Source organism: Bacillus sp. BD48 (assembly GCF_046566805.1).
In the GTDB taxonomy this organism is placed as follows: Bacteria; Bacillota; Bacilli; order Bacillales; family Bacillaceae; genus Bacillus; species Bacillus safensis.
Genome location: NZ_JANGFM010000001.1, coordinates 812,679 through 829,099, shown reverse-complemented (window position 1 = coordinate 829,099; position 16,421 = coordinate 812,679). Strand labels below are relative to the sequence as shown.

Annotated in this window: 16 protein-coding genes and 1 pseudogene; 8 read left to right on the top strand and 9 right to left on the bottom strand. The window is 41.8% G+C overall.

The annotated features are described in order from the left end of the window. Positions 1–20: 20 nt before the first annotated feature. Positions 21–1,574 carry a fatty acid--CoA ligase family protein gene (locus ACLGGR_RS04280; protein ID WP_142944434.1) on the top strand — a complete coding sequence of 518 codons (1,554 nt, stop codon included), beginning with the start codon at positions 21–23 and terminating at the stop codon, positions 1,572–1,574. Between the two features lie 104 nt (positions 1,575–1,678). Here ACLGGR_RS04280 and ACLGGR_RS04275 read toward each other — a convergent pair whose 3' ends face one another. Further along, positions 1,679–2,086 (bottom strand): YhfM domain-containing protein, encoded by a 408-nt coding sequence (locus tag ACLGGR_RS04275; protein ID WP_142944435.1) that lies wholly within the window; start codon positions 2,084–2,086, stop codon positions 1,679–1,681. 177 nt (positions 2,087–2,263) lie between these two features. Between ACLGGR_RS04275 and ACLGGR_RS04270 the strand changes: the two genes are divergently transcribed. Next, positions 2,264–3,547 (top strand): M48 family metallopeptidase, encoded by a 1,284-nt coding sequence (locus tag ACLGGR_RS04270; RefSeq protein WP_410972559.1) that lies wholly within the window; start codon positions 2,264–2,266, stop codon positions 3,545–3,547. Positions 3,548–3,593: 46 nt separating this feature from the next. Here the strand turns inward: ACLGGR_RS04270 and ACLGGR_RS04265 are convergent, their stop codons facing one another. From ACLGGR_RS04265 to ACLGGR_RS04245, 5 genes and pseudogenes are all read right to left on the bottom strand, one after another. Beyond that, entirely contained in the window at positions 3,594–4,739 is a 1,146-nt protein-coding gene (locus tag ACLGGR_RS04265; protein WP_410972558.1) for a serine alkaline protease SapB, read from the bottom strand. Positions 4,740–5,128: 389 nt separating this feature from the next. After that, on the bottom strand, positions 5,129–5,713 hold the full coding sequence (locus tag ACLGGR_RS04260; RefSeq protein WP_251215703.1) for a histidine phosphatase family protein: 585 nt from the start codon (positions 5,711–5,713) through the stop codon (positions 5,129–5,131). A gap of 61 nt (positions 5,714–5,774) precedes the next feature. After that, the gene (locus ACLGGR_RS04255; RefSeq protein ID WP_394336034.1) at positions 5,775–6,290 is read right to left on the bottom strand and encodes a methyl-accepting chemotaxis protein; all 516 of its coding nucleotides are present in this window, start codon (positions 6,288–6,290) and stop codon (positions 5,775–5,777) included. A 240-nt stretch (positions 6,291–6,530) separates the two neighbouring features. Next, a pseudogene (locus ACLGGR_RS04250) lies at positions 6,531–7,070 on the bottom strand (protoglobin family protein); the annotation flags it as partial. Positions 7,071–7,161: 91 nt separating this feature from the next. Then, positions 7,162–8,694, bottom strand: coding sequence for an FAD-dependent oxidoreductase (locus ACLGGR_RS04245; RefSeq protein WP_410972557.1), 1,533 nt, complete (start codon positions 8,692–8,694; stop codon positions 7,162–7,164). 141 nt (positions 8,695–8,835) lie between these two features. Here ACLGGR_RS04245 and ACLGGR_RS04240 point away from each other — a divergent pair, with 141 nt between their 5' ends. After that, positions 8,836–9,696: an SDR family oxidoreductase gene (locus tag ACLGGR_RS04240; RefSeq protein WP_323647341.1), complete on the top strand. Its 861-nt coding sequence runs from the start codon at positions 8,836–8,838 to the stop codon at positions 9,694–9,696. Between the two features lie 56 nt (positions 9,697–9,752). On the opposite strand, the gene ACLGGR_RS04235 is transcribed toward ACLGGR_RS04240, so the two are convergent. Further along, complete coding sequence (locus ACLGGR_RS04235) at positions 9,753–9,989, bottom strand: IDEAL domain-containing protein (protein ID WP_008348804.1); 237 nt, start codon at positions 9,987–9,989, stop codon at positions 9,753–9,755. Between the two features lie 288 nt (positions 9,990–10,277). On the opposite strand from ACLGGR_RS04235, the gene ACLGGR_RS04230 reads away from it, so the two are divergent. Beyond that, the gene (locus ACLGGR_RS04230) at positions 10,278–10,856 is read left to right on the top strand and encodes a competence protein ComK (RefSeq protein ID WP_024425481.1); all 579 of its coding nucleotides are present in this window, start codon (positions 10,278–10,280) and stop codon (positions 10,854–10,856) included. Between the two features lie 345 nt (positions 10,857–11,201). Then, positions 11,202–11,684, top strand: coding sequence for a hypothetical protein (locus ACLGGR_RS04225; RefSeq protein ID WP_142944440.1), 483 nt, complete (start codon positions 11,202–11,204; stop codon positions 11,682–11,684). A 31-nt stretch (positions 11,685–11,715) separates the two neighbouring features. Here the strand turns inward: ACLGGR_RS04225 and pdxR are convergent, their stop codons facing one another. Continuing rightward, on the bottom strand, positions 11,716–13,155 hold the full coding sequence (gene pdxR / locus ACLGGR_RS04220) for a MocR-like pyridoxine biosynthesis transcription factor PdxR (protein ID WP_323647338.1): 1,440 nt from the start codon (positions 13,153–13,155) through the stop codon (positions 11,716–11,718). A gap of 145 nt (positions 13,156–13,300) precedes the next feature. Here pdxR and ACLGGR_RS04215 point away from each other — a divergent pair, with 145 nt between their 5' ends. The 3 genes from ACLGGR_RS04215 (at position 13,301) to ACLGGR_RS04205 (ending at position 15,910) form a co-directional block, all read left to right on the top strand. Continuing rightward, positions 13,301–14,470, top strand: coding sequence for an MFS transporter (locus ACLGGR_RS04215; protein WP_410972556.1), 1,170 nt, complete (start codon positions 13,301–13,303; stop codon positions 14,468–14,470). Positions 14,471–14,535: 65 nt separating this feature from the next. Beyond that, entirely contained in the window at positions 14,536–14,814 is a 279-nt protein-coding gene (locus ACLGGR_RS04210) for a barstar family protein (RefSeq protein WP_142945010.1), read from the top strand. 139 nt (positions 14,815–14,953) lie between these two features. Continuing rightward, positions 14,954–15,910, top strand: coding sequence for an LCP family protein (locus ACLGGR_RS04205; protein WP_410972555.1), 957 nt, complete (start codon positions 14,954–14,956; stop codon positions 15,908–15,910). Positions 15,911–15,981: 71 nt separating this feature from the next. On the opposite strand, the gene ACLGGR_RS04200 is transcribed toward ACLGGR_RS04205, so the two are convergent. Beyond that, complete coding sequence (locus ACLGGR_RS04200) at positions 15,982–16,344, bottom strand: YhjD family protein (RefSeq protein ID WP_142944444.1); 363 nt, start codon at positions 16,342–16,344, stop codon at positions 15,982–15,984. Positions 16,345–16,421: the final 77 nt, after the last annotated feature.

The window sequence follows — 16,421 nt, the reverse complement described above, 5'->3', positions numbered from 1 at the left end:
GACACGTAAGGGGTGGGAGAATGGATTTGATCAAAAATCTTCAGCAGACGGCGATGACGAAGGGAGAAAATATCGCACTGATCTTTGAAGGAAAGAAGTGGACCTATCGAGAGCTGATGACAAGTATCGAACGTTTTGCAGATGGATTAGTCAACGAAGGGTTTCAAGCTGGGGATCATATCGCGCTTATTTTAGGAAATTCACCGCATTTTGTCATTTCTTTTTTTGGCGCATTAAAGGCAGGAATTGTCGTTGTACCTATTAATCCAACATACACACCTAGTGAAATTGGATATATGCTCGTCACAGGCGATGTAAAAGGCATTGTGGCGCCTGAACAGCTTCTGCCAGTGTACGAGCAGGTGTATGAACAGCTTCCGTCCATTGAAAGAGTCATTATATGTGCAGAAAATGAATCGGCGTGCAGATCAAGCTTTAAGGAAGTATCTGATCGGCTTGTTTTCTTTGGAAAGCTTGTGTCAGGTGGTGCGAATGAAAACGTACATCCTTCCATTCAGCCAGATGATACCGCAGTTATTTTATTTACATCTGGCACGACAGGAAAACCAAAAGGCGCCATGCTCACTCATCTCAACCTTTATTCAAATGCCAGAGACACCGCTGAATATTTATCGATTGACGAAAAGGACAAGGTCATTGCCGCTTTGCCAATGTTCCATGTTTTTTGTTTAACAGTCTGTATGAATGCACCGTTGATTCATGGCGCGACAATTTATGTCTTGCCGCATTTCAGCCCATCTGAGCTTTTGCACATGATGGAAAAAGAGAAGCCAACGCTATTTGTTGGTGTTCCTACCATGTATAACTATTTGTACCGCCAGGAGGGGCATGAAGAAGCAATGTCTTCCGTGAGAATCTGTATATCAGGCGGTGCCTCAATGCCTGTTGCCTTACTCCATGGATTTGAGAAAAAGTTCGGAGTGACGGTCCTTGAGGGCTATGGGTTATCAGAGGCATCTCCAGTGACTGCATTCAATCCTCTTGACGGAAAAAGAAAACCGGGTTCTGTCGGGACTGATATTATGAATGTGAAGAATAAAATTGTGAATGAACTTGGAGAAGAAGTCGGTCCTAATGAAGTCGGAGAGCTGATAGCAAAAGGGCCAAACATCATGAAAGGCTATTATCAAATGCCAGAAGATACGGAAGCTGCATTAAGAGACGGCTGGCTGTATACTGGCGATTTGGCGAGAAGAGATGAAGAAGGATATATTTATATTGTCGATCGGAAAAAGGATATGATTCTTGTTGGCGGTTATAATGTTTATCCAAGAGAAGTAGAAGAAGTACTTTATCAACATGAAGCTGTAGCAGAAGCCGTCGTCATCGGTGTGCCAGACCCAAACACAGGAGAGGCAGTCGTCTGTTACATTTCCCCTAAGAAACATGCTCACATTAATCAAGAAGACATCATCACACATTGTTCACGCTATTTAGCGAAATATAAGCAGCCCCAAACGATCCATTTCATAGATGATATTCCAAAAAACACAACAGGTAAAATTTTAAGAAGAGCGCTAAAGGAAAAGTATCAAGCAGAAGAAAGTAAATAGAAAAGGGAGTCTCTGATGAGGAGGCTCCCTCAGCATGTAGACTACCCCTCGCATTCAAGGTTTTCTATCACGCTGAAAGAAGACAAAGGGCTAAAAAGATCATTTTAGCTCTTTTGAATGGCTTCTTTTAACTGTCTCTGAAAAGATTTCGACTGGTTTTGATTCAGTTCATAAAACGTCCCATCTACTAAAAAAACGACCTGTGATCGGTTAGTCCAAAGCTGAAAGGTGGTGCCATTGGTTCGTCCGAACATCACCTTGGCGATATAATCGGGCTTTTTTAAATTTTTTTTGAGATGATTGCTTGTTTGTTTGCCTTTATTTAATTCTTCAATTAAATCTTCTGCTGTGTCCTTATCATCTATTTCATAAGAGATGGATTCATTCGCTGGGGAGAGCAGCAATTTTTCTGCTCGATTCTCATCAAAGATTTCGCTCGTCCGGCTGAACACATAAAAGAAGGTGATTAATAAAAGTCCAAAAATCACAACTCCTGCAAGGATTTTCTTCATTTTGATCCTCCAACTCACTGTTTTACATGTAGCTTCTCCGATTTTTGAGCCGCATAATCATTTTTTTCGCGAAAGCTTTTTCAGATGGGGCATGCTATGATGGAGCCACATGAGACAGGTTCTAAAGGAAAAAATGCGTGATTAGAATAGAGAGAGGGATGGAAAGGAGGCTGACCTGTGCGAGTACGTAAATGGGTAGCTCTTGCAACGGTAGCATACATATTGTACGGTCTTTTTATTTATTCGTATTTGTTTTTAATGGGGGATTCATCTGTTCCTGAAAGTGTGAAAGGGACAAGTGCAGATCCGCATACCTTTATGACAAGTCATGAGCTTGTGATCAGCGAGAATTACTCGAACATACGAAACCTGCTGTATTTTATAACAATTCCATTAGATTGGTATGTCTTTTTCCTTTTGCTCATTTCAGGGTTTTCACGGAAAATAGCAGACTGGAGCCTGGCAGCAGCTCGTTTCACGTTTTTAAGTAAACTTGTGTATGTGTTTGTGCTGTCGCTTTTAACAATGCTCATTTCATTGCCAATTAAGTGGATTGGCTATCAGCTGTCTTTGCACTACGGAGTATCTGCACAAAGTACGGCAAGCTGGTTGAAAGATCAAACACTGGATTTTTGGATTCAATATCCGCTCCTTGCCCTTTGTGCTATTGTATTCTTTTGGCTGATTCAAAAAAGAAGAAAGCGCTGGTGGCTGTATGCGTGGTGTTTGACAGTTCCAGTTACGCTGTTTCTCTTCTTTATACAGCCGGTCGTCATTGATCCGCTATATAACAATTTTTATCCACTAAAGGATCAAGCTCTTGAGAAGAAGATATTAACGCTGGCAGACAAAGCGCATATTCCGGCAGATCATGTATATGAGGTCAATATGTCTGAGAAAACGAACACGATGAACGCATATGTTACCGGAATAGGTGAAAATAAGCGTATTGTCTTATGGGACACAACACTGCAAAAGCTGAAAGACCGCGAAATTTTATTTATCATGGCGCATGAAATGGGACATTACGTCATGAAACATGTCTATATTGGGTTAGCAGGATACTTAGTGCTGTCACTGGCCGGATTTTTTGCCATCGACCGTCTTTATTTTTATCTTTATCAAAAAGGAGCAGCCTCATTTCGACTCAAGGTGTCACACGACATCGCTGCTCTTCCGCTTCTTTTAATCATTGTATCTATGCTGTCATTTGCAGCTTCACCTTTTACAAATGCAGTGTCAAGGCATCAAGAACGGGCAGCCGACGAATATGCGGTGAACATGACAAAAGACGGGGAGGCAGGCGTAACGTCTTTTCAAAAGCTTGCAAAATCAGGGCTGTCCCAGGTAAATCCACCGTTTTTAGTGAAGATCTTCCGCTATGGACACCCGACGATGATGGAGAGAATCATCGATATGGAAAAGGCAGCGAAAAAAGAGGAAGCATCGAAAAAGCAATAAACAAAAAATCCGGCTCAGTCAGCCGGATTTTTTTGTCACAATTATTTTAGTTAGAAGCCGCTTGAACGTTAATTAATCCTTTTCCGTAATAGAATGAATCACCAAGCGGTGTTGCCGTGTTTTCTAAGCGCTGACGAACCTGAGTAGTGGATAGATTCGGATACTTAGAAAGAATAAGCGCTGCTGCTCCTGCTACATGAGGAGACGCCATAGATGTTCCAGTATAAGAAGTGTATCCACTGCTTGGCACTGTACTTAAAATAGAAGTACCAGGTGCAGAAACATCTAATTCAGGACCTGCGCTAGAAGATGAGTTTCTGACATTGTTACTGTTCACATTGGCAACAGCAATTGTAGAATCGTATTTTGCTGGATAGCCAACGGTGCTAGTAGAGCCAAATGAACCTGAATTTCCTGCTGCGGCAACGACAACTACTCCGCGGTTATTCGCTGTGTCAACAGCATTTTTAAGCGCTGTTGAGCCGTTTGGTCCGCCTAAGCTCATATTGATGACATCCATATTATTCGCTACAGCCCATTCAATACCGCTAATAATCCAGCTGTATTGTCCGTCGCCATTACGGTCTAATACTTTCACAGCATATAAGGAAGCGCTTGGAGCGACCCCAAGAACACCAATTGTGTTATCAAGGGCAGCAATGGTTCCAGCTACGTGAGTTCCATGTGATTGAAAGTCTTGGGTGGCATTTGGCTCTGAAGGGACGAAGCTCGCACCGCCTGCAACATTTAAGTCAGGGTGTGCAGCGTGGATTCCAGTATCAAGGACAGCTACTTTGACATTAGCACCTTTATAACCTTGAGCGTGTACAGCTGGAGCTTTGATTTGAGGGATTCCATAAGGGACGGTTTGTGCATATGCTTCTGCTTTATGGTCTTCTTCTACGTAAGCAATGCTAGGGTCATGTTCAAGTTTTTTGGCGGCTTGTTCGGACATTTTCACTTGTGCAGCATTAATGAGGCGGTATTGTTTTTCTAGTTTTCCACCATTTTGAATGACAGCTTGTTTCTTAGAACTGTTTGTGGTGGCAGAGGCTTTAAAACCAACAATATAGCTTTTTTCACTATCTGTTTTGGAGACCGTCTCGGCATTTGCCATGGATTCTCCAAACCCTGCTGAAAACAGAAGAGGGACAGCCAATAAAACACTTGTCATCACATTTTTCTTTTTCACGCACTTTCCACATCCCTTTTTTCTTATTTCAGAATAATCATCCGTAGTCTATAAGAATGATCCGTTTGATTATTCTGTATATTCAGTTTAAGGGAAGTAGGCAAATAAGAGTAGACCCGAATTTTTGTGAAAGTCCTAGCGAAAATTGGGGAATTAAGTCACTTGGAACTGGTGGTAAAATATGTTTATTCTATCATTTCAGCGATCATCTATTAAAAAGGAAGTGTGCTTTTTTTCTCATGATCCATTTCTGGTTAAATATTCGATACCCGAAAAGCCATAAAATAGGTAGAATCGTCTAGCATCTATTTCGAATTTCGATATAAAAAAATATTATTTTATCATTGTTTTTGTCATGAAAAAAAGAACCTGCTAAGATAACAGGCTCTTTAAGAAGGGGCGGATTGAGTTAAATGGGTGACCACGTTGTAATCACGGACCTTCCATTTACCATCTGTCCATTCCACATAATTTAAGCAAGCATTGACAAGTCTCGTGTTCTGTAGACCCATATGTTCATCAGCCAAAGTGGTGAGTAAAGCATGGATAGCAGCACCGTGAGCCACGATCAGGACATGTTGATCTGGATAGGCTGCTCTGACTTTCTCAATTCCTTCTAACATTCGACTTTGAATCGTCTCTAGTGGTTCCATATTTGGATACTGTTTATCTGGAAACAGCTTTTGCCGCTCCTCAAACGACATGCCTTCAGCGTCACCGTAATCTCGTTCAATGAAATCATCCATGATGACAAGTGGGGCATGAACATGATTTAAAATCAAGTGTGCCGTTTCTTTTGCCCTTGTTAGTGGACTGGAAATGACAACATCCCAATGGACATCCTTTAAGTAAAGTCCAGTTTGTTCAGCCTGCCATTTACCTGTGTCGTTTAAAGGGATGTCTGTTCGTCCTTGAATTCGTTTCGCTGCATTCCAATCTGTTTCCCCATGTCTGACTAGGCAAATTGTTGTCAATCAAATCCCGCCTTTTCTATCTTTTCTTCTATTATACTAAAGCAGAAGAAAAAAGACTGTCTTAGCGATTTGTCAGGCTTGTTAAGGATTCGACGGAGCTTGCAACTTGAGACACCGTTTGTTTGACTTCCTTCAATTCGTTAAGGAAGGTCTGAAGGTCAATTTCAATTTTTCCGTTTTGGTTTTTGCTTAAGTTCATGCTGCTGACGATATCATCGAAGAGTGAATTGATTTGTGTCATTTTTTCTTTACTGTCTGTCACAAGTAAATTCACGTCGGCAATGTGCTGAGACACAATGGCGATTTGTGAATTGGTATTGTTGACAAGTTCAGATACAGTTGAAACCGTTTTCTTGGTGTCCTCTGATAATTTGCGTACCTCGTTTGCAACGACAGCAAAACCTTTTCCATGTTCACCTGCTCGTGCAGATTCGATTGAGGCATTTAAAGATAACAAGTTTGTCTGCTCTGCAATGCCTGTGACAATCCCAAAGATTTGTTCAATTTGTTTGGCGATTTCTTCAAGGCGCTTAATTTCTGTTTCAATCTTTGTCATGCTGCCATCAATTTGATTCATTTGTGTTTGCTGAATTTCTAATTCTTTTTTACCGCCGATTGATTTTTCTTCGACCTGTGCTGAAATTTGTGTTCCAGCTTGTGACATGTCCGCCATCTCATCCGATTTTGAGACAAGCTTGTCGACTGCACTTGTTGTGTTTGAGAAGAGCGAAGCAAGCGAATTTGAAGTCTCTGTGATTTTTGTATGAAGCTCCTGCTGCTGCTCTTCTGCTTCATCACGAATTTTAGAATATTCATTTTGGAATGTATCTAGGACAAGCTGCTGCTCTAAATTTAAAATTTTCGTCGTCGCTTTGACCGCTGTCTGATATTCTTTGAAATCTTGGATATGGTTAGCGAATAAATCCATAATTGATAGCAGAAGGTCTTGGAACGCTGCCATGTACCATTTAGGCTGGAGTCCAATCCGTAAATGAACTTGCGCAATTTTAATGCGTTTTGCCACATAGGCTTCGTCAATCACACCTGCAAACATTTCGCTAATATGAATGCGGAGTGTTTTTTTCAAACGATCGACAGAACTATTGTCTTGAATGATATGCATCAAGGAAGACTCGACTTCTAAATTTTTATAAAACTTATCAACAATATGTGCAATATCATCCTGAACAATTGGATTGAGCTGCTTTAATATTAATAGGTCATGCTGCGTCAGGTCGATCATTTTGATTTGTTTCGCGATGTCCGTATTGTTCGAGAAGTTGATTCGTTTTATCCCATCATCCTGCTGTGTGAAAAAAGCAGTGTTTTTTCTTTTCGGTTCTTTTTTAAATAACAATGTGTTTGTCCCCCCATAATCATCAAAAATATCAGACTTTATGTTTTTTATCGGATAATATTGGATTTTTTAAAGGGGGACGAGTGAAATTTTACTGTTCTGTATATGACCTTTTTAGTGGTTTTTTAGCAGGGCCTTCTACTACTTCTCCAGTAATGGAAAAACGTGAACCGTGACACGGGCAATCCCAAGTGCGGTCACTATTATTCCAAGCCACTTCACAGCCTAGGTGTGTACACGTTGTATCGACTAGAAAGACATTCCCATCCTCTGATTTATAGGCGCCGCACTTTTTATGTTCATACGAGATAATGCCGCCTTCTCCTAGTTTTAAATCATTGATTGTTTGATCAGTTTGTTTGAATTTACCACTGATCAGCTTGGCAGCGACATTGGCATTTTCTTTAACGAAATCTTTGACGAAAGAGTCAGTAACAGCTCTTGATGGCGTAAAGATTGATTCGTATGGATTCGATTTTCCTTCTATTAAATCACCGATAAGAGTGGCTGCGACGTGGCTTGTGGTCATGCCCCATTTTCTAAAGCCGGTTGCTACAAAGATATTCTGATGGTGTTTGGTCAGGCGGCCAATGTAAGGGATTTGATCCATTGTGACCATATCGTGTGTCGACCAGCGATACAGCACTTCTTCTATTCCAAGAGTGGCGTCTCCAAACGTTTCTAGTCCTTCATAGTGAGCGGATTCATCTCCGCCTTGTCCTGTTTTATGGCCTTCTCCTCCGATGAGGACTACTTCTTCACCGTGCCATTCTGCCGTTCTTAAAGAGTGAGCAGGCTGGTCAATTCCTAAGTACATTCCGTCTGGGAGCGGTTTGGTTGTTTTAACTGCTACGACATAAGACTGCTCTGGATGAATTCTGGTGAAATAAAGTCCTTTCCCATCATAAAAAGGAAAGTGTGAGCATGAAATGACATAGCGCCCTGTCAGATGATGTCCGCTTTTTGTGACGACAGCAGGCCGGTTCCCTTCTTTTACATCAACAGCGGTTGTTTGTTCAAAAATACGTACACCTCGCTCTAGGAGCTTGTCGATTAGGGCATTGAGATAATGAAGGGGATGAAACTGTGCCTGCTTGGTCATCGCAAGGGCTGCTTTGATGTCAGCGTCAAAAGGAAGCTTTGTTTTCCATTCCCGGTCAATACCAAGCTGTTTGTAGGCATCTAATTCCTTCTTTAACTTTTTTACACCGCTTTCTTCCTTTGTATAAAGGTAAGCATCTTTTATCTCTAACTGACAATCGATGTTGTGCTCTTTGACACGAGCTTGAATGAGGTCTTTTGCTTTCTCATTTGCTTCAACATACAAACGTGCTTTTGGCATCCCAATCTGTTGAATCAGCTCATGGTAGTATACATCATGCTGTGAGGTGATTTTTGCTGTTGTGTGTCCGGTCGTGCCTTGCAGCAATTGACCGGCATCAATGATGATTACTTCTAGTCTTCGCTCTGTCATTTCAAACGCCGCCGCGATACCGGAAATACCGCCGCCGACAATGATCACATCTGCCGTAAGATCCTCACTAACAGCAGGAAAAGAATGCTTCTGACTGTCCGCCAGCCATAACGATTTTGCCTGTTCCATTCCTTTATGTTCTTGTTCCATGTTGTCGCCTCCACTTGACTTGTTGTGTATAATTTTTCCACAACGCTGAAAATCATACATCTGAAAGGAAAGAGGGGCGCATACATAAAAAAGACGCCAGCACATAAAAATAAACAAGATAAAAGGAAGGAGTGGACAAACGTGTCAACAAAGCAGCCGAAAAAAACATTGCCGCCTCAGCACCAAAATGAACGTCCTGGTCTTGAATATAAAATGAACCCCAGACCTGTCTTTGATCGTGAGGTGCAGGACAAAAAGTTAGCAGGAAAAACAGCCATTGTGACCGGAGGAGACAGCGGGATCGGAAGAGCAGTCTCTGTCTTATTTGCGAAGGAGGGCGCCAATGTCGCCATTGTTTACTTAAGTGAACATCGCGATGCCGAGGAGACGAAGGACTATATTGAGAAAATGGGAGGCCGTGTCATCTTAATTGCAGGTGATTTAGGGGATGAGGCTTTTTCAAATGAGGTCGTCAAAAAAACAAAAGATGCCTTCGGTTCCATTGATATTTTGGTGAATAACGCTGGGGAACAGCATCCGCAAAAAAGCATTGAGCAAATTACCTCGCATCAGCTTCTTCGGACGTTTCAAACGAATATTTTTGCCATGTTTTATTTAACAAAGGCTGTTCTTCCTCATTTAAAAAAAGGAAGCAGTATCATTAATACAGCATCTGTCACCGCCTATAAAGGGCATGAAACATTGATCGATTATTCATCTACAAAAGGGGCGGTCGTCACCTTTACGAGATCATTATCCTTATCGCTCATTAAACAAGGGATTAGAGTGAATGGGGTAGCACCCGGCCCTATTTGGACACCACTGATTCCATCAACCTTTACGGAAAAAGAAGTTTCTGAATTTGGCGGAGATGTCCCAATGGAACGTCCTGGTGAGCCAGTAGAGCTTGCGCCAAGTTATTTATTTTTAGCGAGCGAAGACTCATCTTATATGAATGGACAAATGCTGCATGTGAATGGCGGGACCATTTTAAATGGATAAACAAAAAACTTGCGGTAAAGAGACGAGTTGCTGTCTCTCTGCCGCAAGTAAAATCATCATGATTGATGTAAGCAGTGTTCTGCATATTGAGCTGACAGGTCATTGAATCGCTTTTCATCACGCTGATCCAGTGCCTTATCAATCTCTTCTCTTAGGAAGGTTAAGCGCTGTTTATAAAGCGCTTCATCTAAAACCATTTGAATATAGATGTCTAAAATGGTGACGCCGTTTTCTTCGGTTTTTTGGGTGTTGCGGGACTTCATGAGCTCAGCATACGTTTTTTTCTCTTTCATAAAGAATCCCCCCGATGCCTTTTTTATAGTATATGGATTGGCGGAGAAAAAATCAACAAGAATTTATAATTTTTAGACAATTTATTTTTGAGCAGAATCGACACCTCTTGTCCAATCGACAGGATGTGATATATTTTAAAAATGGCTTTTCGATAGATCGAATGGACTAAAAAATATGATAAAAAGATGATTTTTAATAAATTTTGAAAAAATCCTGTCGTTTCTTATATGTTGGTGATAGATTAATAGTATCTTGAATAACCAAATATTAACACAGGAGGAAATGAAGTGTCAGGAATTAGTGAAACACCTTTAGATTCATACGTCATTAATCAAACAACAATGGCGGTCCTTCCAGTTGAAGAAGGAAAAAGAGTATATTCAAAAGTCATAGAAAGAGAGACAAGCTTTTACGTTGAATTAAAACCCCTGCAAATTATTGAACGCAGCTGCAGATTCTTCGGTTCAAGCTATGCAGGCAGAAAAGCGGGAACATACGAAGTAACAGGAATATCCCATAAGCCTCCAATTGTGATTGACTCATCCAATCACCTGTATTTCTTCCCAACTTATTCATCCAACCGTCCTCAGTGCGGCTGGATCTCCCACAAATACATTCATACCTTCCAAGAATCATCCCTCGGAGACACGGTGGTCACCTTTACAAATGAGCAAACCGTCAAACTTGATGTCTCATATAAATCATTTGAGAGTCAGGTGCACCGGACAGCATATCTCCGAACGAAATTCCAAGATCGTCTGGATGGAGGTCTTCCTAAGAAACAAGAATTTATGCTGTATCCAAAGGAACAGCAGCTCAATCTCGTATACGATTTTATATTGAGGGAGCTACGCAATAGATATTAGTCAAAAGCCAGCGGCAGAGCAGCCGCTGGACCTCTTATCAAGCGTGGGTTTAGCATATATGGATTTAATGCAATGCAAAAGGCGCCAAAAGGGGGAATGCATCATAAAGATAAATCCATTGAAACCAAATACGTATGTCTCGTCGTCTATTGGTTGTATTGGGAAATGACAGGGAAATGTGAATCCTTAGACGTATTTTTATCCATTTACTCATAAATCACAGAAGTGCCACGAGCTTGTCTGTTACAATAAAAGAAATCATTTCTTGCGAAGAATTCTTATGTAGTAAAGGATGCTCATATTTGACCGATATGAACGAATGGGATAAAGAAATGGAGGCTCTGTATGAAAAAACAATCACATTTGATGCTGCTATTTATCCTAACAGTGACATTACTAGCAGCCTGTCAGCAAGCAGGTCAATCGCCTTCAAAGCAAGACGCAAAAGAAGCCGCGTATGAACAATGGGTTCAGTCTTATATGGATGAGTTAAATGAAGCATATGATAAGTTGACCGATCAGTTTATCTCAGATGGACATGGAAAGATCCAAACAAATAAAAAATTGACAGAAGCGACAAAAGCATTTGATCGTGTGATTCAAAAAGGGCTTGATCATCAAGAAGTTCCAGCCGCTTATCAAAAGGCCGATCAACAATTAAAGACAGGTCTTGCTTCCTTTGAAAAAGGGGTCAGTAAGGTGGAGAAGCTCTTGAAGCATCCCGATCAAGAGAAGCTGTTTATTTCCGCTACCCATCATTTTCAGGATGGCTTGCAGCAGACAGCTGCATTTATTGAAGAAGTAGGTCAGATTCAGCAATCATCCTAAAAAAGCTTGGAAGGTTTACTTCCAGGCTTTTTTAGGTGTGAATTATTTTTTTTAAACGGCGAACGCCCTCTTGAATCATGCTTTCGTCTGTACAGGCGAATCCTAGCAGTAATCCCTTTCGATTGCTTTTAAAACAATAAGGACTTAATGGATAAATGCCAACGCCAGCTGCTTTTGCTGCCTCGATGCTTCCTTTTTCATCAAAATCTTGCGCTCCTTCTAAAAAGACATGAAGTCCCGTATCGGTTCCATAGATACGGAAGTGTTTGTCAAAGTGATGTGTCATAAGGGCATCCATCATGGCTGCTTGTCTTTTTTTATATAGCTGTCTCATTCGTCTGACATACCGCGTGAATTCTCCTTCCTTGAAAAAAGAAGCGAGTGTGATTTGTTCCATAATGGGCAGCTGTCTTTGAATGAGTGATTGCAGTGCGGCCATTTCTTTCATGACTGCTTTGGAGCCGATAATGGCAGCCAGGCGGATACCAGGTGCCAGCACCTTTGAGAAGCTTAAGATGTAAATCACATGCTCAGGTGCTTCTGAAAATAGGGAAGGGAGCGGCCCGCCATGGTAACGATAATCTCCATCAAAATCGTCCTCTAATATATAAGACTGATGGCTGACAGCAAACTTCAGCAGCTGCTGCCTTCTGTTTACACTCATACATACACCAGTTGGACGCTGATGGGAAGGCGTCACAGCAATCAGTTTTGTTCGCCGGGGCAATGTATTCACCACCATTCCTTCTTCATCAACTGGTGCGGGGTGAATGTTCATTTCGCGATGCATAAACGACAGCCTTGCCCCAGGGAAACCTGGATCTTCAACAGCCACTGTATCACCTTTTTTAAGCAATACCTGTGAAATTAAATCAATGGCTTGCTGCGTGCCCCCCGTTAACACCATTTGATCTTCTTCTACATCGATCCCGCGTTCAACAGATAAGTATTGGCGTATTTCTGAACGCACTTCCCATAATCCATGCGGAGAGGAATAGCCCCAATCCTTCATATCTAATCGCTGTAATGCTTTCATGAGCGAGCGTTTCCATATGTTTTGAAAGTGGTCGTCGATGGCTGGCTCCTGATGACGAAAATCAATATCAAGCTTCTCATGAAATTGATTGGCTGACAGCCAATGATCCATTTGTTTTTCGGCCTCTTCAAAGTGAGGTCTTATCGGAGGTGAGAAAGGCGGTTCGCTTTGATGGGGAGGGGAAGCTGTATATTGTTCGCTTGAAATGACCTTTGTACCACCTCTTCTAGATGTGCTCACGTAGCCTCTTGCCAGCAGCTCATCGTAGGCAAGCTGTACGGTTGATCTTGATACATTAAGCTCCTGTGCTAACACTCTTGTTGGTGTTAACTGATCGTCAGGATGCAGTTTTTGTGTATGAATTTTTTGAATGATTTCAGTCACGATTTGCTGCCAGAGCGGAGTAGCGCTTGAACGGTCTAAATGAATATACATCGTGCACCTTCTCTCATTGTCACGTCATAACATGATGATGACACGGAATTATGGACTGGTCAATAGTGTCATTTTTGGATGTAGGAAGTAAGCCAAATGGTGTGTACACTGTTCTCATATGCAATGACATAGAGGAGAGAGTCAAATGATCCCAGCATCCAAAGAAGAAACGGCACACTTATCCTTCGTCCCGTTTATTTTCGTTTTACTAGGTCTTTTTATGATTACGATTGCTGTGAATCTGCAAGTGCCCCTTTATACGGCGTATGCAGAACAAGCAGGGTACGGAAAGGCGGCAACAGCACTTGTATTTGCCGCGTATGTCTTCGGACTTATTCCAGTTTTGCTTTTTCTTGGCGGCATTTCGGACCGGGCAGGTCGCAAACCGATTTTATTGGTCGCCCTTAGCTTTTCGTTATGTGCCACCTTGTTGATGATTGTGCATCCTTCTATACAGATGCTTTTTGCTGCCCGGCTATTGCAAGGTGTCGGTCTTGGTCTTAGTGTTGGAACATGCACCGCATATTTGATTGCTTTATATCCAGAGAAATCAGGCTGGATTCCAACTTTTATTGCGCTATGCAGTTCGGTTGGATTTGGGGGCGGTGCTCTTTTTACGGCACTTCTATCTTTTCAGCGTGTGTCACTCACGCCGCTTAGCTATTGGATTGTGCTGGCCTTTTTGATTTTAACCATTGTGGGTGTCTTCTTTTTCGTGCCGCCTGTACAAGGAGATTCAGGTAAACCGATGATGAACATGCCAAGATTTCCAAAAGGAACAATGCTGGCGAATGCAGCCATTGCTATCGCGTGGTCGGTGTGCGGCCTTGTCATTTCGATTTTGCCAGCACAGCTTAAATTAAATGGTTATGAATTGTGGGTAGGACCGGCGCTCTTTTTAATTAATATGGCAGGTGTCCTGATGCAGCCCTTTGTGCGCAAGATGAATAGCAGTACAGCGCTCCTTGCGGGTTTTATCTGTCTTCCATGCGGATATGGCCTCTTGTTATACGGTGCAAGCAGCGGGTCTATCTTCCTTGTGCTTTCCGGCACGATGCTGGCGGGTACTGCCTGCTATGGATTTACTTATTTAGGTGGACTTCAGCTCATTGTTGAGCGAGGGAAAAAGGAGGCGGCTAGAGCCGTTGCAGGGTATTACTTGTTTGCTTATTTAGGACTTGGTATTCCGAGTGTTTTTGTTGGACTCTTTGCTGATATTTACGGTACTCAGATCGTATTAACCCTCTTTTTCTTGCTCGTTTTGGCTGCCTGCCTCATTCTATTGCTATCAGGTGTCAGACAGAAACAAAAGTAAGATGTCCATCTTTCTCTTTCTCCTCCAATTCGTTTAAAATATAGAGAGGAGAGGGGAAGATGAACATGAAAAAAGTGCAGCTTGATGGCGCAGCGTGCAGATCGCAAGAAGAGCTTCATGACCAGCTAAAAACAGTTTTACACCTTCCTGACTATTACGGAAAAAATCTTGATGCCCTTTGGGACTGTTTGACAGGAGAGGTGACTCTTCCAGTAGAACTGACATGGGTGAATTTTCAAACGAGCAAAGACTCTCTTGGTGATTATGCTGAGAGCTTGCGCCAGTTATTTCAAGAAGCAGAAGAAGAACTGAAGGGACAATTTCAATTGACTATTCAATCATGATGAAAAAAGCAGCCGCTGCCGCAGGCTGTTTTTTTATTGTGGATTCATAAAAATATGTTGCATGAAGGAAACTTTCTTCAAAATATGTTATAGTGGAACCTACATTGATAGACTAAGATAGAGTGAGGGTTCGGAAAGGATGAAGAAAAAAACAAGATCAAAGAGAAGACTGAGGCCTTGGGTAAAAGCCGTGCTGTTTATGATGGCATTTGTTATGGTGATGGCAGTGTCCGTGACTGGATACGCATACTATAAAATTTCAAAAGCGTCGAACAAGGCGCAAGTATCATTAGAAAGAGGAGACACCTCGCAAAAGCGTGTGAAAGCTTTTGATCCAGGAAAGGACAGCTTTTCGGTGCTGCTGCTTGGAATTGACAGCCGTCCAGGTGAAACGGTAGACGAAGCAAGAAGTGATGCGGTCTTACTGGCGGCGGTGAACCGAACAGACAAAACCATTAAGCTTCTCAGTATTCCTCGTGATTCTTATGTGGATATACCGGGAAGAGGATATGATAAAATTGCTCACGCCCATGCGTTTGGGAGTGCAGATTTGTCAGTCAAAACGGTCGAAAACCTATTGAACATTCCTGTAGACTATGTGATTTCAGGGAACTTTAAGGCGTTTCAAGACATTGTGGATGAGCTAAATGGAATTGACGTAACGATTGAAGATGAAAGCATCGCAAAACAAATGAAAAAGGATTCAAAGGGAAAAGTTCAAGTGCAGACAGGCACTCATAGACTGAATGGCGAAGAAGCTTTGGCCTTTGTGAGAACGAGAAAGGCAGACAGTGACCTCATGCGCGGAAAGCGCCAAATGGAAGCACTTCAAGCCATCTTTGAAAAATCTAAATCGATTTCTTCGATCCCGTCATACGACAACATCATTGATACCCTTGGTGATAACGTCTCAACCAATCTTTCCATGAAACAGTTCATCGGTCTTTTTCCATTACTGAGCTCATTGAAATCAGTGGATACCATTCAGCTAAAGGGCCATGATTATCAGCCTGGGAATGTGTATTACTTTGAGTTAGATGGACCAGGATTAGAAGAAGTCAGAACAGAGCTGAGAAAACAGCTTGAATTATCATAAATAAGAAGGAGCCTGCCGCCGCGGCAGGCTTTTTTCTTTGCATGGGTACCACGCCGCATTTCAGCAAGAAGTTAATTTGCTTGATGCAGAAAATATCCAGTCAGCAGCTCCTCTACTCGATGACGTATACGCGGATTAAAGTATTTATGCTTTTCTTCATAGCCATTTATGATAAATAGATACGTTGTAAATGCTTCATCGTGTTCAATTTGCTGTACCTTCATGTTTTCTTTACGTAAATGCTGCTTCAGTTCGTAAAGTGCTTTCTGCGCTTCCTTTAACACAGAGGTCACAAGCTGAATGTATGGTTCATTTAATTTAAATGTTTGATGTTGTTTTAAGTGTGTCAGATCACGATTGAGGATGGAGATGACCATTGGAAGAAAGATGGCCTGTTCCATCATCTGAAGCTGTATTCTTGATAGTCTCGTCATGTCCAAGCCTGCTTTCTTTAAAAATAGAACAAATGTTCTTGTTTATTATATCGAATGAGTCAAACAATCTCAAGGGG

What these genes read in the sequence shown, in the direction of transcription:
- ACLGGR_RS04280 (WP_142944434.1), top strand. Translation starts at nt 21, where the DNA reads ATGGATTTGATCAAAAATCTTCAGCAGACGGCGATGACGAAGGGAGAA.
- ACLGGR_RS04245 (WP_410972557.1), bottom strand. Translation starts at nt 8,694, where the DNA reads ATGGAACAAGAACATAAAGGAATGGAACAGGCAAAATCGTTATGGCTG.
- ACLGGR_RS04215 (WP_410972556.1), top strand. Translation starts at nt 13,301, where the DNA reads ATGATCCCAGCATCCAAAGAAGAAACGGCACACTTATCCTTCGTCCCG.
- ACLGGR_RS04255 (WP_394336034.1), bottom strand. Translation starts at nt 6,290, where the DNA reads ATGAATCAAATTGATGGCAGCATGACAAAGATTGAAACAGAAATTAAG.
- ACLGGR_RS04200 (WP_142944444.1), bottom strand. Translation starts at nt 16,344, where the DNA reads ATGACGAGACTATCAAGAATACAGCTTCAGATGATGGAACAGGCCATC.
- ACLGGR_RS04225 (WP_142944440.1), top strand. Translation starts at nt 11,202, where the DNA reads ATGAAAAAACAATCACATTTGATGCTGCTATTTATCCTAACAGTGACA.
- ACLGGR_RS04205 (WP_410972555.1), top strand. Translation starts at nt 14,954, where the DNA reads ATGAAGAAAAAAACAAGATCAAAGAGAAGACTGAGGCCTTGGGTAAAA.
- ACLGGR_RS04210 (WP_142945010.1), top strand. Translation starts at nt 14,536, where the DNA reads ATGAAAAAAGTGCAGCTTGATGGCGCAGCGTGCAGATCGCAAGAAGAG.
- ACLGGR_RS04275 (WP_142944435.1), bottom strand. Translation starts at nt 2,086, where the DNA reads ATGAAGAAAATCCTTGCAGGAGTTGTGATTTTTGGACTTTTATTAATC.
- pdxR (WP_323647338.1), bottom strand. Translation starts at nt 13,155, where the DNA reads ATGTATATTCATTTAGACCGTTCAAGCGCTACTCCGCTCTGGCAGCAA.
- ACLGGR_RS04235 (WP_008348804.1), bottom strand. Translation starts at nt 9,989, where the DNA reads ATGAAAGAGAAAAAAACGTATGCTGAGCTCATGAAGTCCCGCAACACC.